15 protein-coding genes are annotated in these 18,711 nt (G+C 65.2%); 9 read left to right on the forward strand and 6 right to left on the reverse strand.

The annotated features are described in order from the left end of the window. Positions 1–3: 3 nt before the first annotated feature. The 4 genes from Dac01nite_RS00370 to Dac01nite_RS00385 form a co-directional block, all read right to left on the reverse strand. On the reverse strand, positions 4–867 hold the full coding sequence (locus tag Dac01nite_RS00370; RefSeq protein ID WP_203652804.1) for a hypothetical protein: 864 nt from the start codon (positions 865–867) through the stop codon (positions 4–6). Continuing rightward, entirely contained in the window at positions 864–1,361 is a 498-nt protein-coding gene (locus Dac01nite_RS00375; RefSeq protein WP_203652805.1) for an RNA polymerase sigma factor, read from the reverse strand. The genes Dac01nite_RS00370 and Dac01nite_RS00375 overlap by 4 nt, the downstream gene beginning before the upstream one ends. Positions 1,362–1,451: 90 nt before the next feature. Then, positions 1,452–2,210 carry a hypothetical protein gene (locus Dac01nite_RS00380; RefSeq protein WP_203652806.1) on the reverse strand — a complete coding sequence of 253 codons (759 nt, stop codon included), beginning with the start codon at positions 2,208–2,210 and terminating at the stop codon, positions 1,452–1,454. Positions 2,211–2,341: 131 nt separating this feature from the next. Continuing rightward, positions 2,342–2,818, reverse strand: a complete 477-nt coding sequence (locus tag Dac01nite_RS00385; protein ID WP_203652807.1) for a hypothetical protein — start codon at positions 2,816–2,818, stop codon at positions 2,342–2,344. A 36-nt stretch (positions 2,819–2,854) separates the two neighbouring features. On the opposite strand from Dac01nite_RS00385, the gene Dac01nite_RS00390 reads away from it, so the two are divergent. Further along, positions 2,855–3,427 carry a GNAT family N-acetyltransferase gene (locus tag Dac01nite_RS00390; protein WP_203652808.1) on the forward strand — a complete coding sequence of 191 codons (573 nt, stop codon included), beginning with the start codon at positions 2,855–2,857 and terminating at the stop codon, positions 3,425–3,427. A 55-nt stretch (positions 3,428–3,482) separates the two neighbouring features. On the opposite strand, the gene Dac01nite_RS00395 is transcribed toward Dac01nite_RS00390, so the two are convergent. Both Dac01nite_RS00395 and Dac01nite_RS00400 read right to left on the reverse strand, forming a co-directional pair. Continuing rightward, positions 3,483–4,784 (reverse strand): MFS transporter, encoded by a 1,302-nt coding sequence (locus Dac01nite_RS00395; RefSeq protein WP_203652809.1) that lies wholly within the window; start codon positions 4,782–4,784, stop codon positions 3,483–3,485. Between the two features lie 37 nt (positions 4,785–4,821). After that, positions 4,822–5,736: a M15 family metallopeptidase domain-containing protein gene (locus Dac01nite_RS00400; RefSeq protein ID WP_203652810.1), complete on the reverse strand. Its 915-nt coding sequence runs from the start codon at positions 5,734–5,736 to the stop codon at positions 4,822–4,824. 964 nt (positions 5,737–6,700) lie between these two features. On the opposite strand from Dac01nite_RS00400, the gene Dac01nite_RS00405 reads away from it, so the two are divergent. The 8 genes from Dac01nite_RS00405 (at position 6,701) to Dac01nite_RS00440 (ending at position 18,695) form a co-directional block, all read left to right on the forward strand. Beyond that, on the forward strand, positions 6,701–7,516 hold the full coding sequence (locus tag Dac01nite_RS00405) for a ParB/RepB/Spo0J family partition protein (RefSeq protein ID WP_239066502.1): 816 nt from the start codon (positions 6,701–6,703) through the stop codon (positions 7,514–7,516). Further along, on the forward strand, positions 7,513–8,379 hold the full coding sequence (locus Dac01nite_RS00410; RefSeq protein WP_203652812.1) for a ParB/RepB/Spo0J family partition protein: 867 nt from the start codon (positions 7,513–7,515) through the stop codon (positions 8,377–8,379). The genes Dac01nite_RS00405 and Dac01nite_RS00410 overlap by 4 nt, the downstream gene beginning before the upstream one ends. Further along, positions 8,376–9,746, forward strand: a complete 1,371-nt coding sequence (locus Dac01nite_RS00415; protein WP_203652813.1) for a DNA methyltransferase — start codon at positions 8,376–8,378, stop codon at positions 9,744–9,746. Before Dac01nite_RS00410 ends, Dac01nite_RS00415 begins: the two co-directional genes overlap by 4 nt. 113 nt (positions 9,747–9,859) lie before the next feature. Next, positions 9,860–11,902: a DEAD/DEAH box helicase family protein gene (locus Dac01nite_RS00420; RefSeq protein WP_203652814.1), complete on the forward strand. Its 2,043-nt coding sequence runs from the start codon at positions 9,860–9,862 to the stop codon at positions 11,900–11,902. A 240-nt stretch (positions 11,903–12,142) separates the two neighbouring features. Next, entirely contained in the window at positions 12,143–14,119 is a 1,977-nt protein-coding gene (locus Dac01nite_RS00425; protein ID WP_203652815.1) for an AAA family ATPase, read from the forward strand. Continuing rightward, the gene (locus Dac01nite_RS00430) at positions 14,116–14,505 is read left to right on the forward strand and encodes a hypothetical protein (protein ID WP_203652816.1); all 390 of its coding nucleotides are present in this window, start codon (positions 14,116–14,118) and stop codon (positions 14,503–14,505) included. The genes Dac01nite_RS00425 and Dac01nite_RS00430 overlap by 4 nt, the downstream gene beginning before the upstream one ends. A 51-nt stretch (positions 14,506–14,556) precedes the next feature. Then, positions 14,557–15,603, forward strand: coding sequence for a sigma-70 family RNA polymerase sigma factor (locus tag Dac01nite_RS00435; RefSeq protein ID WP_203652817.1), 1,047 nt, complete (start codon positions 14,557–14,559; stop codon positions 15,601–15,603). A 1,901-nt stretch (positions 15,604–17,504) separates the two neighbouring features. After that, complete coding sequence (locus Dac01nite_RS00440; RefSeq protein ID WP_203652818.1) at positions 17,505–18,695, forward strand: RtcB family protein; 1,191 nt, start codon at positions 17,505–17,507, stop codon at positions 18,693–18,695. The last annotated feature ends 16 nt before the right edge of the window (positions 18,696–18,711 follow it).

Below are 18,711 nucleotides of genomic sequence, written 5' to 3' on the forward strand. Positions count from 1 at the left end.
CTACTACCCCGGGGCGCAGGCCCAGGCGGATCGGACCGGCACCGTCACCCGCAGCGTGGCGACGTTCATCGCCTCGTCGCGCGCCCACAGCTCCACCTCGACGTTCGTGGGCTGGAGCTGCTCAGCGACCGAGCCGGCCTCGATGGGTCCCACCGTCGCCGTGAACTCGTCGCCAACGCCGCGCACCAGCTGGCGCTGAGCCGGGGCAGCCGAGCCTGCGACGTAGCGGATGCCGGCGCTGGTGACGCCCACGTCGTCCACGATGGTCGCGCGGATCAGGAGCGTCTGGGGGTCGCACATGTCGTTGACCTCCCAGATGTCGTCGATGGTGGAGGTGAGCCGGATGCGCGGCGCGGACTCGTCCGCTGGCGGAGCAGGCTCGGGCTCCGGCGCGGGGTCCGGGGGCGCGGGGTCCGCCGGCGCGGGTGCATCCGGCTCCGGCGGCACCGGCTCGCTCTCCGGCGTGGAGGTCACGCTGGGGCTGGGCGTCGGGGTCGACACGGCCGATGCGCTCGGCGAGGGCGTCACGGACGGCGAGGGCGTCGCGCTTGGCGTGGCCGACGGGGTGGCGGTGGGGCTGGGCGAGACGAGCGGCAACGCCTCCTCGCGCGCGCCGCACGCGTACAGGGTGACGGCGAGAAGGATTGCCGCTACGACGCCCGCTCCGTACAGCCCCAGGATGCGCCACCGGGAAGCCGCCGGCGCATCGGCCGTCTCCGGCGCATCCGCCGTCTCCGGCGCATCGGCGCTTCCCGTGGCGGCGCTGATCCGTGCCATGAGGGAGTCCACCAGAGCGTCGGGGTCCGCGGGCTGCTGGGCAGGCTCGGCGTCCTGGAAGAGTCGCCGCAGCTCATCGTCGTCGGTCATGGCGCCTCCTTCCCTAGCGTGCTTCCCAAGGCGCTGCGCGCCCGGTGCAACTGCGTCTTGACGGTTCCTGTGGTGACCCCCAGGGCCTGTGCGATGTCCGCGACCGGGGTGTCGAGATAGTAGTAGAGCGTGACGATCTGCTGTTGTCCGTCCGGCAGCGCGGCGACCGCGTCGTGGACGGTCAGGGAGTCGACCACCTGGCCGGTCGCATCGTCCATCTGCTCGGGCTCCGGTGGGAGCTTCGCGTAGGCCCGGGCCTGCGCCCCGGAGCGCCGGTGCGCCATGCGCACGTGGTTGATCGCGGTGACGGTGACCCAGGCGGCGACGTTGTCCGGCGGCGTGTCCGAGGAGAGCGCGGCAACGAGGGCGTCCTGCACGGCATCCTCGGCACGGTCGCGGTCCCGCGTGGCCAGCGTGACGGCGGCGACGACCTTGCCGTACTCGTGCGCGACGAACGCAGCGACCCGCTCCCGCACGCCTGGCACTGGTGCCATGGGTACTCCTCGCGTGATCGTTGACGACACCCTAGTCCGGCATGCCTGCTCCCGGCCCGGCGAGCGCCGGACCGGGAGCGGCACGGCGGCTCAGCCAAAGCTCAGGCAGGAGTCGCCGGTGACGGTGATCGAGCCGTGATCCTCGGAGACGTTGCCGGCGGCGTCCTCGGCCACCACGCCCACGAAGAGCTGCTTGGAGTCCTGCCCGGCGGGAACGAAGCCCTGCGGGACCTTGCTGACCTCGGCGACGTAGTTGCCGAACGAGTTGAGCGTCATGGGCACCTGGATCACGCCGGTTCCGGGGATGAAGTAGACGAGGCGGGGGTTCACGACGCCCACGTTGTCGCTGATCTGCGCGCGCACCTTGGCGGTGGTGGGCGAGCATGAGAGCGAGTGCTCGTAGATGGGGTCCTCAGGCGTCTTGACCCAGCCGATCACCGGCGAGGCATTGTCCGCGGGGCCCGGCTCGTCCTCGGCCGGCTCTGCGGGCTCCTCCGGCTCTGCCGGCTCCTCGGGCTCCGCGGGCTCGTCCTCCGCGGGGGCCGGGGGCTCCTCCGCCGCGGGGGCGGCGGGAGCGACGGACTCATCGGGCTCGGCGGGCTCGTCCAGCTCGGTGCCGCGGACGGACGATGCGGTGGGAGCCGGGGAGGCCGAGGCCTCCGCCACGGGCGCTGAGGCATCGAGGCCGGAGGCAAGGCGCTCGTCGGTGGTGGACGAGCCGTGCGGCCACAGCGCCAGGCCAAGGCCGGTGCCCATGATGGCGGCGCCGACGGCGGCGATCACCAGCCAGCGGCGGCGACGGGTGGGGGCGATGGTGGGGATCTCTTGGGTGTCGGTGCTCTCGTACATGATCTGCTCCTCTGTCGGGTGACGCGCTGTGGTGCGCGTCTGCCCCTCGTTGCACGGCGGGGGTGCGGAGGTTGACAGAGTTTCCGAAGTTTTTTCTGGGCCAGGCTGACCGCGGGCGGCCGATGCGCCGCTCAGCCGAGCTCGCCGAACGGATATCGCACGGTCTGGAAGGGCCACTCGCGCGCGAGCCAGGCCGGCACGTACTCCCTCACGGTGTCCCCCAGCCCCGCCGGCGCATCGGCCGTCACCCAGAACGAGACGTCCGCGACAGGACCGCCGGGACCCACGGCCGGCTCCGCCGGATCGATGTAGATGCACCCGTAGAGCGCGCTCTCGTCCGCGGGCAGGATCGCGTAGTTGAACGATTCGTGGGTGACCATCTCGCGGGCGTGGCGGGCGAGGTCCTCGCGGTCCGCCTCGGCGGACATGTCCTCGGGCGGCCAGCCCCACGCGTCGCCGTACTTCGCCCAGAGCATCGGCTGGTTGCCCATGACGGCGGGCATGTCGATCGCCAGGTCATCGGGGCTGATGGGACGCAGGTGGATGCCCGCGACGACGTCGACGCGCAGGGGATGCTCGAAGTCGCCGGGGAGCCAGTGAGTGGTCACAGCGCGAATCTAGCGCCCGCCAGGGAGACTGAACAGATGGGAATCGAGGTCAGGCCCGCGACCGTGTTCGAGGACGTCGCGGCGGTGGTGGGCCCCAAGAAGCCCACCTCGAACGTGTGCTTCTGCCTCAGCTACCGCATCGGCTCCAAGGAGAACAACGCACTGCGCGGTCCCGAGCGCGCCGAGCGCGTCCGCGAGCTGTGCGCGCAGGAGCCGCCGCCCGGGGTGATCGCCTACGGCGACGGCGAGCCCGTGGGGTGGGCGGCGGTGCATCCGCGCGCGGAAACGAGCTTCGCGCGCAACCGGCTCATCCCGCATGTGGATGATTTGGACGTGTGGTCGCTGTGGTGCATCCGCGTGCGGCCCGGGCACCGGGGACAGGGGCTTACCCATGCGCTCATCGACGGCGCGGTCGCGCATGCACGTGCCAGCGGAGCGCCCGCGATCGAGGGCTACCCCGTGGACAACCAGGGCGAGAAGGTGGACCTGACCATGGCGTATGTGAGCACTCGGCGCGCTTTCGAGAAGGCCGGCTTTCGCAAGGCGGCGGACACGGGCTCGGTGCTGAACGGCTTCCCGAGGGTGCTGATGCGGCTGGACCTGCGCTGAGTGGAGGCGCCTGCTGCCGGCCGATGCGCGGGCTGGGTGGGCGCCCCGGCGTCGCCTAGGCGCGCTCGGCCTCGGGCAGGCCGCGACCCACCCACGCGCCGGCGATCCCCAGCAGCGCGAGCAGCAGCAGCGCGAAGCCGGAGCCCAGCAGCGCCAGCGCCGCCGTCACCGCACCCACGGCCAGCAGCAGAACGCCCATCATCGTGTTCGCGACGGCGACGTACTGTGTGCGCTGGTCGCCCTCGGCGATGTCGACGACGTAGGTCTTGCGGGCCAGGCGCGCACCCACGTGGGCGAGCGCGAGCAGCAGGTAGGTCCCGGTGGCGAGCCACGCGGTCTCCGCCAGCGACGGCACGCGCGCCAGCGCCAGGAACGCCAGGATCACGGCGGATGCGGCTATGGACGCGCCGATCATCAGCCGGCGCGAGGAGCGGTCCGCGAGCCGACCGAAGATGCGCCCGCCGATCAGACCCGCGATGCCCTGCGCGATCACGAACAGGCCCAGCGAGGACAGGCTCCCCTCCCCCTGCGCCGTGCCGAACGTGACCACGAACGGCGGGCTCAGCGCGGACACCAGCAGCAGCGCACGGGCGGTCACGAAGCGCCGGAAGACGCTGTCTTCGCGCCACAGGTCGCGCGCTTGGACCGCCCAGTTGGGGCCGTCCTCTGCCTCCGGCTCTGGCTCCTCCGCGGGCTCGCGGATGGTCGCGAACACGAATGCGGCGGCGCCCCACGCGATCGCGGCAGCGGCCAGCAGGACGGCCAACACCACGGTGTTGACGCTGTCCCCGCCCCAGATGCGCAACGCGAGACCGAGCGTGAGGGCCACGGCGGCCGACGCGACGGTGGTCACGCCCTTGATCTGGCCTCGCAGGCCCTTGGGGACCGTGCGGCCCAGCACGTCCTTGCTGGCGATGGACGTCAGCGAGCGCGACAGCGCGAACACGGCGAGCGCGGCGAGGATGCCGACTCCGGCGACCACGCCCGAGGCGGTCGTGGCGACCAGCGCCATGGCAGCGGTGGCGACGGCCTGGCCTGTCGCGCCCGCGACCCACACCCACTTGCGGCGCGGCCGCTGGCGGACCTTGGGAGCCCACGCGGCCTGCGGCAGCATCGAGCCGGACTCGCGGATGGGGACCAGGAACGCGACGAACGCGCCGGGTGCACCCAGCGCGGTGACGAGCCACGGCAGCACGGTCTTCGCGTTGACCACCTGGTCGCCCATGGACTGCAGGGCCTGCGCGACCATCTGGCGCACGCCGTTGGCGGCGATGTGGGGCCGGGCGTCGGGCTTCAGGCTCTGGACGTCGGCATCGTCGTCATCGACCAGGAAGCTGAAGATCCGTTTCGAGGGCATGGGTCAATGATGGCTGGTGCGCGCGGGGTGCCTCGACCTACGCGTCGTCGCTCCGGCCGCTACGGAAAGCCGATGCGCGGTCCGCCACGCGCCGCCAGGACTTCGCGCCAAAGTCCTTGGCGCTCACGGACGCCGAGCGCATGGCGCGCGCCGCGCGGGTCTCGACGGGCGCATCGGCCGGGCTGCCGGGATCGATGGAGAGCCACTCGGGCCAGGCCTCCACCGGCGCGGAGAAGCCCTCGCGGCAGGCCTTCACCACGGAGGAGCCGAAGTAGTAGCTGGTCGCGCCGCCCGCGACCGCGCCGATGACGGGGATGGCCTTGGAGCCGATCCGCACGCCGCCCATCACCGCGCCCTGCGCGAGGGCGTTCTTGGCGAGCACCATCGTGACGGGCACCAGCGCCGAGTCCGGCAGCTGCTGCGCGAGCAGGTCTCCCCACTGGGGGTTCGCGGCGCCGGCGACCTTGCCCGCGGTGGCGCGAGCCGTGTGGACGGTAGCGCCGGCGGGCAGGGCGCCCAGGACCAGCTCGGTGATGCGGCTCTTGCGCTTCTCGCTCAACATTGCGCCCAGCACCACGGCCTTGGCGCGCTCGGGATCGTCGATGGGGATGCCGCGAAGCTCGGCCATCGACAGGGCGAACAAAGCGGTGGTCTCGTAGAAGAACAGCAGATCCGCGACGCCCAGGCCGATCGCGATGGGCACTCCCACCGCAGGAATGGCGGCCGATGCGCCCACCGCCGCACTCGCCGAGGTAGTCGTGGCGACGTACTGCTTCTCGATGATGCGCATCACCTCGGCGGGCGTCGCCTCCGGGTGGCGGCGGCGAACCTCCTTGATGTACGCGGTCACGGCGGGCCGCTGCACGGCGATGGCCTTGAACACGCGCTCCCGGAAGTCGTCGGGCAGGGCGACGGCGTTGCCGGGCTTGCTGGAGGCCGATGCGGTAGGCATGCGGTCAGGGTATGTCACCCCAAGCTGCGGGAGAGGGGACGCGGGCGGACGCCTATAGGGGTCGCGCCGGCGCCAGCACCTCGAGGTCGCGCGCGTGCGCCGGGTGCGGGAAGCGCGGAGCGCGCTGCAGGCGCGCCATACGGCCGCCACACGCCAACGCCATTTACGACGGCGGGCCCGATGCGACAGCGGTTGCAGCCCGCTCCCCGCGGCTTCTGAAGTGGCCAGGGTACAGGGCGATGCGGTCACTTTCACCCCCCGGAACTGCCGGAGCTGCGACCGCACGCACGTCGAGCGGCACCCTTGGTCGCCCAGCGGCCACGATAACCCCTCGGTAGCTCCCGCATGCCGTGAGAACACCCACGACGCTGGTCCCCAGCAGATTCACGCCAGGCGCAGCTAAGCTTCCATCGCCCAGTAGCACCGCCTCGAACACCAGCACGCCCGTGATGGGCAGCATCGCGAGCGCCGACACCCTGCCGCGCTCGCAGCCCGTTGGTCGCGGGCGACTCCCTTCTGCGGCTTCGCGCACGCTGTGCGGGCCATCGCACCGCACGCAGGCGTACAGCGGGCCGTGCAACCCGAAGCCGCGATGCAGCGAGTGATCGCGTTCGCCGACGCACTCCGCTCCGGTGATTGACCCGGGGCGGCGCTGTGTGAGGGTACGGAGCCTCCAGCCAAGGCACTCCCGCCCGTCCTGGGCGCGCGCAGTCCCCTCGACTGGAGCGCCTCGGTGTGAGCGAGCTCGCGGGTCGATTCGCGCGAGTGCTTGGCGCCTGTCCGACCCCTCGACTAATGTCAGCTCGCGAGGTCTGCGGAGCTTGGTGTCGGGAAGCTTCTGCGGACGCGGCGCGAGAAATGCATAGCTCTCTGCCAGGTTCTGAGAGAATCACATCATCGCAAATCGAAGGGGTGGTGGGCATCGGTGATGAAAGTAAGCGAGGCAGTGACGCCTCTCGAATCGATGGATCGACCGACGCGAGATCACCACTCATTCCCAATCCGAGACGTACCGGTTGCTCGGATTCGCCCGGAGGAAGGACTCGGACGCAGGCGCGACCGAGACGGGCACAGGGATCTGCAACGGTCAATCGAGCGATTCGGGGTACTGACTCCCATTACGGTGCGCCCGGCACCCGACAAGAGCGGTGACTACCTGCTGATCAAGGGACAAGGTCGCACGCTGGCGTGTCGTCTCCTAGGCGTCAGGACAATTCCAGCTGTCGTGGTCGACGACACCTACGCTGAGACCGCAAAGGTCCAGCAGTTTCTGGTGGAGAATGTCGCCCGCCTGAAAATGCGTCCTGTAGACCGCGCACTCCTCATCCAGCGCGCCCGCGCGGAGGGAGAAGAGACCTCCGCAATCGCTGGCAGGTTCGGTGTCTCGGCGGCCACTGTTCGTCGCCTTCTCACCCAACTGGATGGCGCGACTCCCGGCGAAGTTGAAGCACTGAGGTCCGGGGACGTGAACCTTGCTATGCAAGCGGTGATCGCGCGGCATGTCGAGCCTTCCGAGCGTCAAGGCGTGCTGACGATCATCGCGGGTCTGTCAATCAAGCCCAAGGAACTTGAAGCGCTCTTCGTCGCGTTGGGCTGGCAGGAGCTGGAGTCGCTCGGACGTGCAGAACTCGGCGCACGGGTGGCCCTCCTGCACTGGGCCTGCAACGCACTCGTCGAGTCGCCACGAGGCTCCTTGAAAGATCGGCTCGCCCAAGTCGCACTGGCTTTCCCGACGGAGCTCGCACGTGCTGGCGCTTCATACGCGGTGGTCTCCCAGTGAAGCTCATCGAGGTGCCAATCGGACAGCTGAGGTTGAGTGCGGAACTAGCGCGGTCTGGTAGCGCCAAGGCCTTCGAGGAGCGCTTGCGCTCGTCGGTCGAAGAGATTGGGCTGGCGGAGCCGCTGAAGGTGGCCGCTCGACCCGACGGGGGATACCTCGTGATAGACGGCGCGCTGAGACTTAGGGCGGTCCGGTCGATCCGGCAAAAGGACCCTTCGCGGTTCAAGACGGTCACTGCCTACTCGCTCGACTACGACATGCGATACGAGATCCGGTTCCAGTCCGACATCTACCAGGACTTGTTGCCAAGCCAGCTTGCCACCCTTGTAGAGCATCTTCACGAGGCAGAGCACGTACGCAAGGCCGACATTGCTCGCTACATCGGGGTGTCGCCTGCAACTCTGCGCAACTACACCGGGCTCTGGCGTCTCATGGAGCGAGGAGGCTTGTTTACCCGCATTGTCGAGCTCATGGATGTGGGCGTGTTTCCATCATCCAATCCATACGCATGGCTACGGCTGACCGACGATGGGCTCGAGCGCGCTCTGCGCGAGAAGTTTACGAAGGGGTCAGACCCCGAGACTTGGAGCACAGCCGTGGCAGCCGACGCGCGCCTGGGCCGTGCTGAGCGGTATCCGCTGAAGTTCATCGAAATGGTCACGGCGGCCCTGCCGCCCGAGTGCTATCTCGCGGGTGAAGAGGTGAGGGCCGTCAAGCGAGAGCTTGGTCTGCGACGTGCCGGCGGTCAGGCGACGTATAGGGACTTCAGCCACGCGCGCGATCGACTTTCTACTGTCTCGAAGAAGTCGAGAGAACCAGTTCTTGTCGCCGCCGCAAAGTCCTTTGAGGAGTACTTGGCTTGAGCGAGCCGATAGACTGGTCCGAGGACGCCTACTTCGACGCACCCGAGCGGGGATCGATCGACGGCGGGACGACATCGTCGGGAGACCTTTGGCACAGCATCAGCGCTCGCTGGGGCCATTCGATGCATACGATGTGCTCATATCACGGAATGTTTCCCGCTAAGGTCGCGCATCAGTTCATTCAACAGTATTCGCGTCCTGGAGACGTCGTTCTGGACCCGTTCAGCGGGCGTGGCACTACTCCTTTACAGGCCCGCGTCGAGGGCCGAAAGGCAATCGCCAACGACCTAAACCCGCTCGCGTATGTATTGTCTCGCGCGAAGACTTCACCGCCAAGTTGGGACCAAGCTAATGGCTTTGTCGACCAGCTTGAGCAGTCATTCAAAAGGATCAGGCAAAGTCCGCTCGACGTCTCGCCTGATATTCGCATGCTCTACCACGACAATACCTTGGCACAACTTGTCTTTATCCGAGGTCGCCTTCTCGAAAAGGGTATCACGAGCTGGAGCCGAGAGGAGTTCATGCTCGCTGGGTCGCTCGCGGGCATCATGCACGGTGGCTGGCGACGCGACGGTACGAGTCAATACCTGAGTATTAGCATGCCCAATACTTTCAGCATGTCACCCACCTATGTCGAAAAGTACATCCGTGAGAAGGGTCTACAGAAGCTCGACCAAGACGTATTCGAGCGGCTGCGCGACAAGCTAGCGCGTCTGTATCTGGACGACATCGGCGACGAAGTGGGCGTAGCGCACCACGCCGACGCGGCCACCTTGCTGGAGGGTTCGAAGATTGCCGAACAGTCCGTTGATCTAGTCCTGACCTCGCCTCCATATTTGCAGGTCGTCAACTACGCCCAGTCGAACTGGATTCGACTATGGCTGCTCGGCACTGACGAAGTGGGTCGCGAGCAGGGTGCTGGACGGAAGCAGCTCGACGCTGTGCTCGATCATCGTCACACGTACGCCTCGTATTGCCGCTTCATGCAGAAGACGGCCCTCGGCATACAGCGCGTTCTCAAGCGTGACGGCGTCGCGGTGCTGGTGATCGGCGACGTGAAGGACCCAGGCAAGGAAAACGCTTTGCCGCTCGCCAAGCAAATGTGGGATGACATTGGAGATCAGACTGGGCTGCGCTTGCTCGAGCTGGTCGAGGACGAGCTGCCCCAGCAAAGCAAGGTAAGCCGCATCTGGGGCGATACCAAGGGCCAGGCAACGAGTCGGGATTGCGCGCTAGTCCTCACACACATGGATGGCAAACCTGACCTCGGCAACGCATCAGTTGACTGGGATGAGCCGTGGAAGGAAGGGGGCCCTGACGCTGCACACGAGCGCCTTCGCGCACTACGAGCGCCGACTGAGACCTGACTGGCGCGCTCGACACTGTGGCACAGATAAGCAGGCGAAGCCGCGCGTCCGACCGAGCCTGGCACTATCCGGCCAAGTAAGCTGTCTGCAGGCAACGTAGCGCTGGGAGAAGTGTGAGCAACACCGAGGTATGTCTCCGCGATGTGACGTTTCAGGAGAACTACTCCACGAGCGGCGCTTCGATGCTCCATGAGTTTTATGCGCCCGCGCTCTCGCATGCCATTCAGTATGACCGCGCTGCCGGCTACTTTTCCTCGGCGATTCTCGCGCTTGCTCCAGCAGTGTTCAGTGAGTTTGTCGAGCGCGGCGGCAAAATGCGTCTTCTCTGTTCGCCCAATCTGAGCGAGGCTGATGCTGAAGCCGTCCTAGCGCTTCCTGAATCGCATCGCCCGACGCCAGTAGAGGTAGCGGCGACATCGCTGGCCGCACTTGCCCACGGCACGCACGTCCAGTCCCGGGCAGTCGCATGCATGCGGGCCTTGATCGACTCTGGAGTTCTCGAAGTACAGTTCGTAACCGTTGGAGCCTCGGGGCTCTACCACGAGAAGATCGGTGTGTTCACGGACACTCAGGGCAATCGCCTCTCTTTCAGCGGAAGCGCAAACGAGACAGCCTCTGCTTGGTCTGGCCTGGCAAATCACGAAGGAATCGAGGTCTTTCCCGAGTGGCTTGGCGAATCTGAAGAGCGACGGTGTTCAAGGCACTCCGATCAGTTCGATGAGACCTGGATGGGCTTGCGCCGGAATCTACGCGTGACAAGCGTCGATCAGGCCTCTCGCGTGATCCGTGAGTACGTGCCGGCAGAGCCCCTCGCGGAGATCGTAGAGTCTCTCCGAAGGGCCTTGACCGACGCCGAGCTCCACCCGAAGACGATTTCTTTGAGGCCGTACCAGGCGCAGGTCCTCGACTCATGGGAGCGCGCCGGTCGCCGGGGGATCGTGGCGTTTGCAACTGGTGGGGGCAAGACACGCACAGCGCTTGAGGCCATTCGACGGTGGACGGCGGACGGCAAGCCTGCCCTCGTAATGGTCCCCTCCGAGCTGCTTCACAGACAGTGGACTGCTGAGATCACCGAGATGCTGGGCGCCCCGGCAATGCTGCTAGCTGGGGCAGGCCACGGCCGAGACGGTTGGAGCTCCCGCCTTGCGGACTACACCCGTGATGATTCGTCCCTCGGACAGCGCGTCATCTTGTCGACCTATCAAACGGCGGCCACTTCCCGATTCCTCGAGTTGGCGCATGGCGGCGAACACTTGCTCGTTGTCGGTGATGAGGTGCACAGCGTGGGGGCGCCCGATACGAGGCGTGTGTTGGAGAGGATCGCATCGGGCGCGAGGCTTGGCTTGAGCGCGACGCCTCAGCGATATGGCGATCCGACTGGCACCGCGGCGATCTTCGAGTACTTCGGTGACATTCTCGTCCCTGAGTTCACCCTCCGGGATGCGCTCGATGCTGCGGTCCTCGTGCCCTACGACTACGACTTCGTCACATGCGCGTTGACTGAAGACGAGCAAGTGGCTTGGGATGAGTTGACGGAACGCGTTGCGAAGGAGATTGCACGCCACGATGGCGATCTGTCTGAGCACGCGCTCCACCTCCTTCGGCAGCGTGCCCGTATATCGAAGGGTGCGCATAACAAGGCAACTATCGCCCGTGACCTTGTCGCAAAGAACTACCGCACAGGCGATCGCTGGCTGGTCTACTGCAGCGACGTGAACCACCTTCGCGAGGTTCGCGAGCAACTCGGGGGCCTTGGACTCGAGTTGCTTGAGTACCATTCTCAAGACGACGGAGACCACAAGGCGACTCTGGACTTCTTTTCGAATCGTGGGGGGATTCTACTAGCCATCAAGTGTCTCGACGAGGGAATCGATATCCCGATGATCAACCGGGCGCTTATTCTGGCGTCATCGACGAACCCGCGCGAGTACGTACAGCGCCGCGGTCGAGTCCTGCGTCGCTCGCCCGGGAAGTACAGCTCGCATCTATTTGACGTGATCGTGATCGGTACCGACGGGAAGGCTATTGCCCCTAGCGAGGTGATCCGTGCGAAAGAATTCGCCCGAGACTCCCGTAACATCGGACCTGAACTCTATCTTGATGACTTGTTGCCGGCTGGCATGATATCCGGTGAACTCGATGTCGAGGAAGACTAGCAGACCAGACGAAGGGGGATTTGTGTCTCAACTCGAGAGGCCCTCACCGCGCGAAGAAGCGCTAGTGGCCATCCTTAAGACGCGTTCGGATACGGAGGGCGCGGAAATCAGTCCGGCCGCGTGGTCGAAGCTAGTCGCGCACGCTTGGGACCGGCGTAATCACCTGGGTGATCGGCGCGAGATTCAAAGAGAGATCAAGAGAGTGCTCCTTGAGGATGCACATAAGGTTGCGGACGACTGATGCAGATATCCGAGCTTGAACTGGTCAATTGGGGTCCTTACTACGGCAAGCACCGCATCCCGCTCGACGTCACACCACATGCGCCAGTGGTGCTCTTCCGCGGGGAGAATATGCGAGGCAAGACAAGTCTCCTTCGTGGAATCGTGTGGGCGTTGTACGGAGAGATCCGCGAACAGGATGGGCGCACGCCTCTCGACGTCGGACGCATGGTCAACACCGACGCACTCGAAACGGGTGAGACAGAGTTCGGCGTGCGTCTGAAGTTCGTACATGCCGGTGCCGAGTTCACGCTCTACCGCACCTCCATAGCAACGGAGGATAGGCCTGGAAAGGTCACAGTCCAGGTACCGAAGCTCGACCTGAAGCCGGGAGACGGGCTCCCCTATCCAGTTGCCCAAATCCCGGACGTCATAAATGGGATTCTGAGCCGCGACATTTCGGACTTCTTTCTATTCGACGGAGAGATGCTTAGTCGCTTCGAGGAGAGGCTCCGCGAAGAGCGCTCCTCAGCTCAAGGGTTCGTGCGGACTCAAGTCGAGCGCGCGCTGGGGCTCCCCTTTCTCGGAGATCTCTGGAGAGACATGGATGCGGTCCTCGACGACGTCACGAAGTCAATCGACCAGGTGGTACGAAAAGAGAAGGCACATCACAAGGACAGCGAGGCCTACCGCGCGAAGGCAGATGAGCTGAAGGCCACCGAGAAGAACCTGCTCGAGCTCGAGAAGAGGGAGCGCGCCCTCACACAGGAGATCGACGAAATCGAGGCGCAACTTGCAAAGCTTGACGAGGTCAAGGATGCGTACCACGAGCGCAAGGGATTGCAGCGCGAGCTCGATGCATCCCATGACACCATCAAGGACTACCGCCAGTCGATCGCTGAGCGGGCAGAGCAGCAGTGGTGGCTGCCGATGGCTGACAAGCTGTTTGAGGATCTCCAGGATATCGAAGACTGGATTGTCGCTGCGGAGAAGGTGGATCGCGAGCAGCTTCGTACACGGATAAAGATTGAGCAGCTCGAAGGCCAACTCGGAAGCGGCTATTGCTCTGCCTGCGGACAGCCTGTCGCCACTCACAACGAGGATGAGCTAAGCGCGGAGATAGCCCAGCTTGAAGCCACACTCCAGTACGACGCCGAAAGCACCAGCCTAGATGAGCTTCGGGTGCGGCGTGATCGGCTAAGGAAGTTCTCGACGGCTCCTAGTTCGCTGCAGTGGCTGCACGATCAGGAGCGCGATCTCCGCCGAGAGAAGCTCAAGAACGATAGGCGCGCTCAGCAGATTCTCCACTTGACGGATCAGCTTCAGGGGACCACAGTCGAGATCGACGCCCTGGAACGCAATCTCTTGGAGGCAAAGGGCACCAAGCAAAGGCTCGCTTCCCTCAAGGGGCCGCTCGAGATCAAGAGGGGCCAGATCAAGGCCGAGGTAAACCGACTCGGAGTGAAGCTAGCGCAAAAGCCCGAGGTAGACCCCGACACGCGGCGCCTCCAAGCAATGGCGGAGGAAGGTAGCGAAATCGTCGCTCGGTCCTACGACGGATTCCGTTCGGCAATGCGGGAGCGTGTTCAGACAGCTACGAGTCAGTTGTTCCGAACGCTGACAACTGAGAGCGACTATTCGGGAGTGTCTATCAGCGATGACTACCGGCTAGCGGTGCTCCATCGCGACGGCAGGGCGCAGGGCATGATCTCTGCCGGTGCGAATCAGATTCTGACGATGGCGTTTATCGGTGCGCTCGGTGAGTGCTCCGTGGACGAGGCCCCCATGGTGATGGACACCCCCTTCGGCCGACTCGATATCGGCCACCGGCGCGCGATTCTCGAATGGGTTGGCACCTTCGATCGTCAGGTGATTCTCTTCGTGCAGTCAGGTGAATACGACCCCACCCGGGACGCTGCCATTCTGGCCGGCAAGATTGGGCGTGAGTATACGATCGATCGACTGAGTGCGAAGCGTTCGGAGGTGAACCCCGCATGAGCGACTCTGATCTCGTACCGTCGGATAGGGACGGAGACCAGCGGACCTTTGGTCCATCTGCCGCTAACAAGGAGGCGCTCGAGTCATTGGTCCGACAGGGCTACTTCAACACAAGCATTCGTGCCTTCGAGGCCGCCGCTATGCTTGCACTCAGGAAGGGCCTCGATCCGTCGACTGCTCCGCCCTCAACCGGCACCATGTGGAACAGGGGAAGCGTGAACCTCGCGATCCTCGAGTTCCTGGGGTGGTACATGCCCACTGATGCTCCAGTCCGGCTATTCGCTCAGCTCGGGAATGCGGGGACGGCGTACATCTCGGAGAAGGTGCACACCGGCGGCTACGACCTTTCGGCCATCTTCGAACTCCCAGAGATCGAACTCGGGTAGACGTGTGCCTTGACTGGAGCTCAAGGGATTGCAGACGACCAGGCTTTTCCTGTGCAATGGTCGAGCGCGACAGCGGACGCACGGGACTTCCTTGATTCGCTGAGCGCGGCCGACCCATCGCTCGCCGACGCGGCCCTCACACACGAAGTGGATTCTGTGCTTGGTCGCGAGCCGCCCTCAGCCAGCCTCCGAGAGAGGCGTCAGCCAGAACCACCGCCAGAAGACTCCAGCGCTTCACTGCCGCCAAGATTCGACTGGTTTGGGCGCCTGGTCGAGCAGCTACCGCCGCTTGATGACGAGGGTGCCAGTACGGCTGCGATTAGGGTAGAGGCAGGACTGCTCGCGCAGGAGCGCCTTGAGAGGCTAGATCTCTCAACGACGCCTCGGCAGGAACTCGCGGACCTCCACACGCTTATTGAGCAGGGCGAGGACGCCTGGCGCTGGTTGATCCTGGCCAATCTTCGCCTTGTGTTTCACTGGACCAAGGGCGTTGCCAGGTCAATCAGTCCCGTGTGGGCCGAAGACGCGTTCCAGGCCGGTTGTATCGGCCTCATGCGTGGCCTGGAGAGTTGGGACCACCAGAGGGGCTACAAGCTCAGTACGTATGTGTCCTGGCACATTCGCCAGTCCGTGCAAAGATGGCGCGCCAACGAGGTTCAGATAATCCGGCTTCCCGTTCATGTGTGGGAAGCACTTAACTCTGAGGACAACGGGCTTGCAAAGGAGGTTCGTGTGATGGCGGAACGTACACGAACACTCGCCTCGTTTGAGGCAATGCTTGATCGCGAAGAAGATGTGCCTTGGGACGGGTGCCTCGAGGACCTCGATGAGTCGTTGGACCGTGAGTTTATGGCGGTGTGGTTGCTCGACGGTTTGGACGAACGCAGTCGTGACATCATCGAGCGTCGCTTCGCTCTTCGCCCTGATATCGATGAGCCGATGACCCTCGACGAGATCGGCGCCCGTTGGGGTGTCACGAGAGAACGAATTCGTCAGTTGGAGGGCAAGATCCTCAAAGCTCTCCGGGAAAAGGCGTCCGGCACAACATCGCCGTGGCTAGAGCTAAAGCGCAAGCGGCGTGAGAAGGCTGGGCGCTAGCTGCTCTATCGATGCGCCGGGTTCGTGGCGATAGGTCACGCGTTGCCAGCGCGACGGGTGATAGGGCCTGTCTCCGAAGGTCCAAACACGCAGACTGTGTTGCCGAAGCACCTCCTTGAGCCAAGCGCGTTGTTGTAAGTAAAGGGAGCGGTGTGCACCAGACGGAGCCTGTACTCCATACGCGAGCAATACGTCCGTGGCGTCGGCACGATCCAACTCACGACGGACGTGAGCCCGCGCGCGCTGCCAACCGTCGTCGGCCGCATACGGTAGCGCATTTACGTTCGCAAGCGGGTTCGAGTAGATATTTGCGATTGAGACTGTTTCGCAATTAAGGGCATTGCGCGCAACGTTCACTCGCCCGAGCGTTAGCAACCCATCGCCTAGCGGCGGGCTGTGCAGGACGGCTACGAGGTGCCTGGGCATACGAGTTGCGCTTCCTCTCAGGTCCGTCTTCCGCGAGGGTCGGCGACCGGGACTACCGGAGAGTCAGGGCCGCGCGGAGAGCCATGATTCGTCTTGACGCTCATTCGTAGCTGGTGGTGAGCGCTGACACCATCGAGCTACCAGCGTAGTAGGAAGCCTCGAAGGCTACCCGGGCGATGGCCTCCTGCCTCATAAAGCCGGTCGGTGTCGGAGTACTTGACCCGCTTGAGGGTCGCGAACTCGACCTGCCAGACGGTGGGCCAGGGTTTCCGGGGCTCTGACAACTCGATCTCGTGAGCGGCGTCTATCACTGCCTCTCCTCGCGCCCGCCGATTGCGGACAGTCCGCACTCGCGCGGCCTCGTCGTCTCCAACGATGACAGCAGGGACCTGCACCCTATCGACATGTAGGAAGGAGCACCGGCGACACTTTGCCAGAGCGAGCACTCGCCAACACATCGAAATCAGGTTGCTCTGGCGTCGATTGTGATGGTGCAACATCGCATCGCCGTCGCTCACAGCCGTTGGCCCACCATTCGACCACAAGAGTCCGTGATCTACCTCGGTCCTCAGCATGGGACATCGACCACATGCCCATGCCATGCGAACGCACCCGCCCATCGGCCACGTGCAGGTTCGAGCACCGCCGCCCGAGATCCACACCTATAGCCGCGCCAGCGGCCTGGCTTCGACTAGCTCGGTCCGAGACCCGGCATGGGGAACGATCTGAAGATCGCAGAAACGCCCGCACCGACGACCCGCGGCAGCAAATGAGCCAGCACACACACGCGAGTGGACTAGCAAGCGGGGCGGCTAGATTCACATGCGTCGCGACACTCACCATTCGCTCAGCGGTATCCCGAACCCATACACCGAAGCAAGCGCCGATGCATGGGGGCAGCACGCTACCTAGGCGGCAAGGAGTCGGTTCAAGGTCAACGCAACCAATCCCCGGCCGGCGCGCACTTCCGCTGCCTCCGAAAGGCAACAGATACATCGTCCGAGAGCGCGACGCAGCACGGGAGCGTGCAGTCGGGCACATGATGAAGCATTTCTAGCCCGCTCCAACAGAAACCCTTGCCAACACCCCAGGTACAGGCGTACAGTCCCATGCTCGTGCGCCGGCAGCCGCCGGCGAACGCCAACACAGCACAGAAAGGACCCGCGATGAGCCTCGACGCCAAGAGCTCGGCCACCGCCGGCTTCCTTCTGCGCACCCAAGAACCTCTCCGCCTGCGCGGCCGCCTGAATGAGCGGCCGTCGGTGCGTCGAGAGGGCTACCAGCCCCAGCGCTGACCCCTGCTGTGCCCGCACTCACGCGGGCTCACATGGCGGCGCTGCGATGAAGCTCCCACCCGGGACTCTCACGCCAGCCGTCATGCTCGTGCGCGCGCACGCCTGCTCGCCACGACGCCGGCCCTGCATCCGCAGGTCTCGCCGGCACCACCCATCACCACACCACCGAAAGGAAAGATCATGGAGAAGCTGAACTCTCGGCTTCTGAACTGGGCATCCATCCTGGATCCCCAGACCAAGGAGCAGGCACTCACCACCTCGACCATGCCGTTCATTCACCCGCACCTGGCGCTCATGCCCGATGCCCACTTGGGGCTGGGCGCGACCGTCGGCTCAGTGATCCCCACCCTCGGCGCCATCATGCCGGCCGCCGTGGGCGTGGACATCGGCTGCGGGATGATCGCCGTGAGGACGCAGTTCACGCGGGAGGACCTCACCGGTCACGACCTCGCGGAGCTGCGGTCGCAGATCGAGCGGTCCATCCCGCTGAGCGCGGGAGGGAAGAACCGGACCATGCGCGACTCGGCTCAGGTGCGGATCGACGCCCTCGAGGCGGCGGCCACCAGCGAGCAGATCGCGCGGTTCGACTCGATGGCCAAGGCGTGGAGGCTGCAGCTGGGCTCGCTCGGCTCCGGCAACCACTTCATCGAGGTGAGCGCGGACGAGGCCGATCGCATCTGGTTCTTCCTGCACTCGGGGTCCCGGGGCATCGGCAACAAGATCGCTCAGCACCACATCGCGGTCGCCCACACCGTGATGTCGCGGTACTGGATCTCGCTGCCGGACAGGGACCTCGCGTACCTCGTGGAGGGCACTGCGGAGTTCGACGACTACATCGCTGACCTGCTGTGGGCCCAGGCCTTCGCGCTGGCGAACAGGGAGGAGATGATGGACCGGGTGATCGACCAGTTCGAGCGGTGGATGTCCGCCGCCACGGGCTCGGCGGTCGCGGTCGACGAGGAGCAGCGGATCAACTGCCACCACAACTTCTCCGCCAAGGAGAGACACTGGGGCAAGGAGGTCTGGGTGTCCCGGAAGGGCGCCATCTCCGCGCGCGACGGCGAGTGGGGCCTGATCCCGGGCTCGATGGGCACGGCCTCCTACGTCGTGACCGGCCTGGGCAACGCGGTGTCGATGCACTCCTCCCCGCACGGGGCGGGGCGGGTCTACTCGCGGTCCAAGGCGCGGAGGCAGTTCGCGCAGGAGGACCTCCGGGCCTCGATGGTGGGCATCGAGTACCGGGACACGGACGCGTTCATCGATGAGATTCCCGCGGCGTACAAGGACATCGATCAGGTCATGGCGGACTCCGCTGACCTGGTGGAGATCCAGCACACGCTCCGGCAGCTCGTCAACGTGAAGGGCGACTGACACCAGCGGGCTCGCA

The sequence above is a fragment of the Demequina activiva genome (genome assembly GCF_016862815.1).
Lineage (GTDB): Bacteria > Actinomycetota > Actinomycetes > Actinomycetales > Demequinaceae > Demequina > Demequina activiva.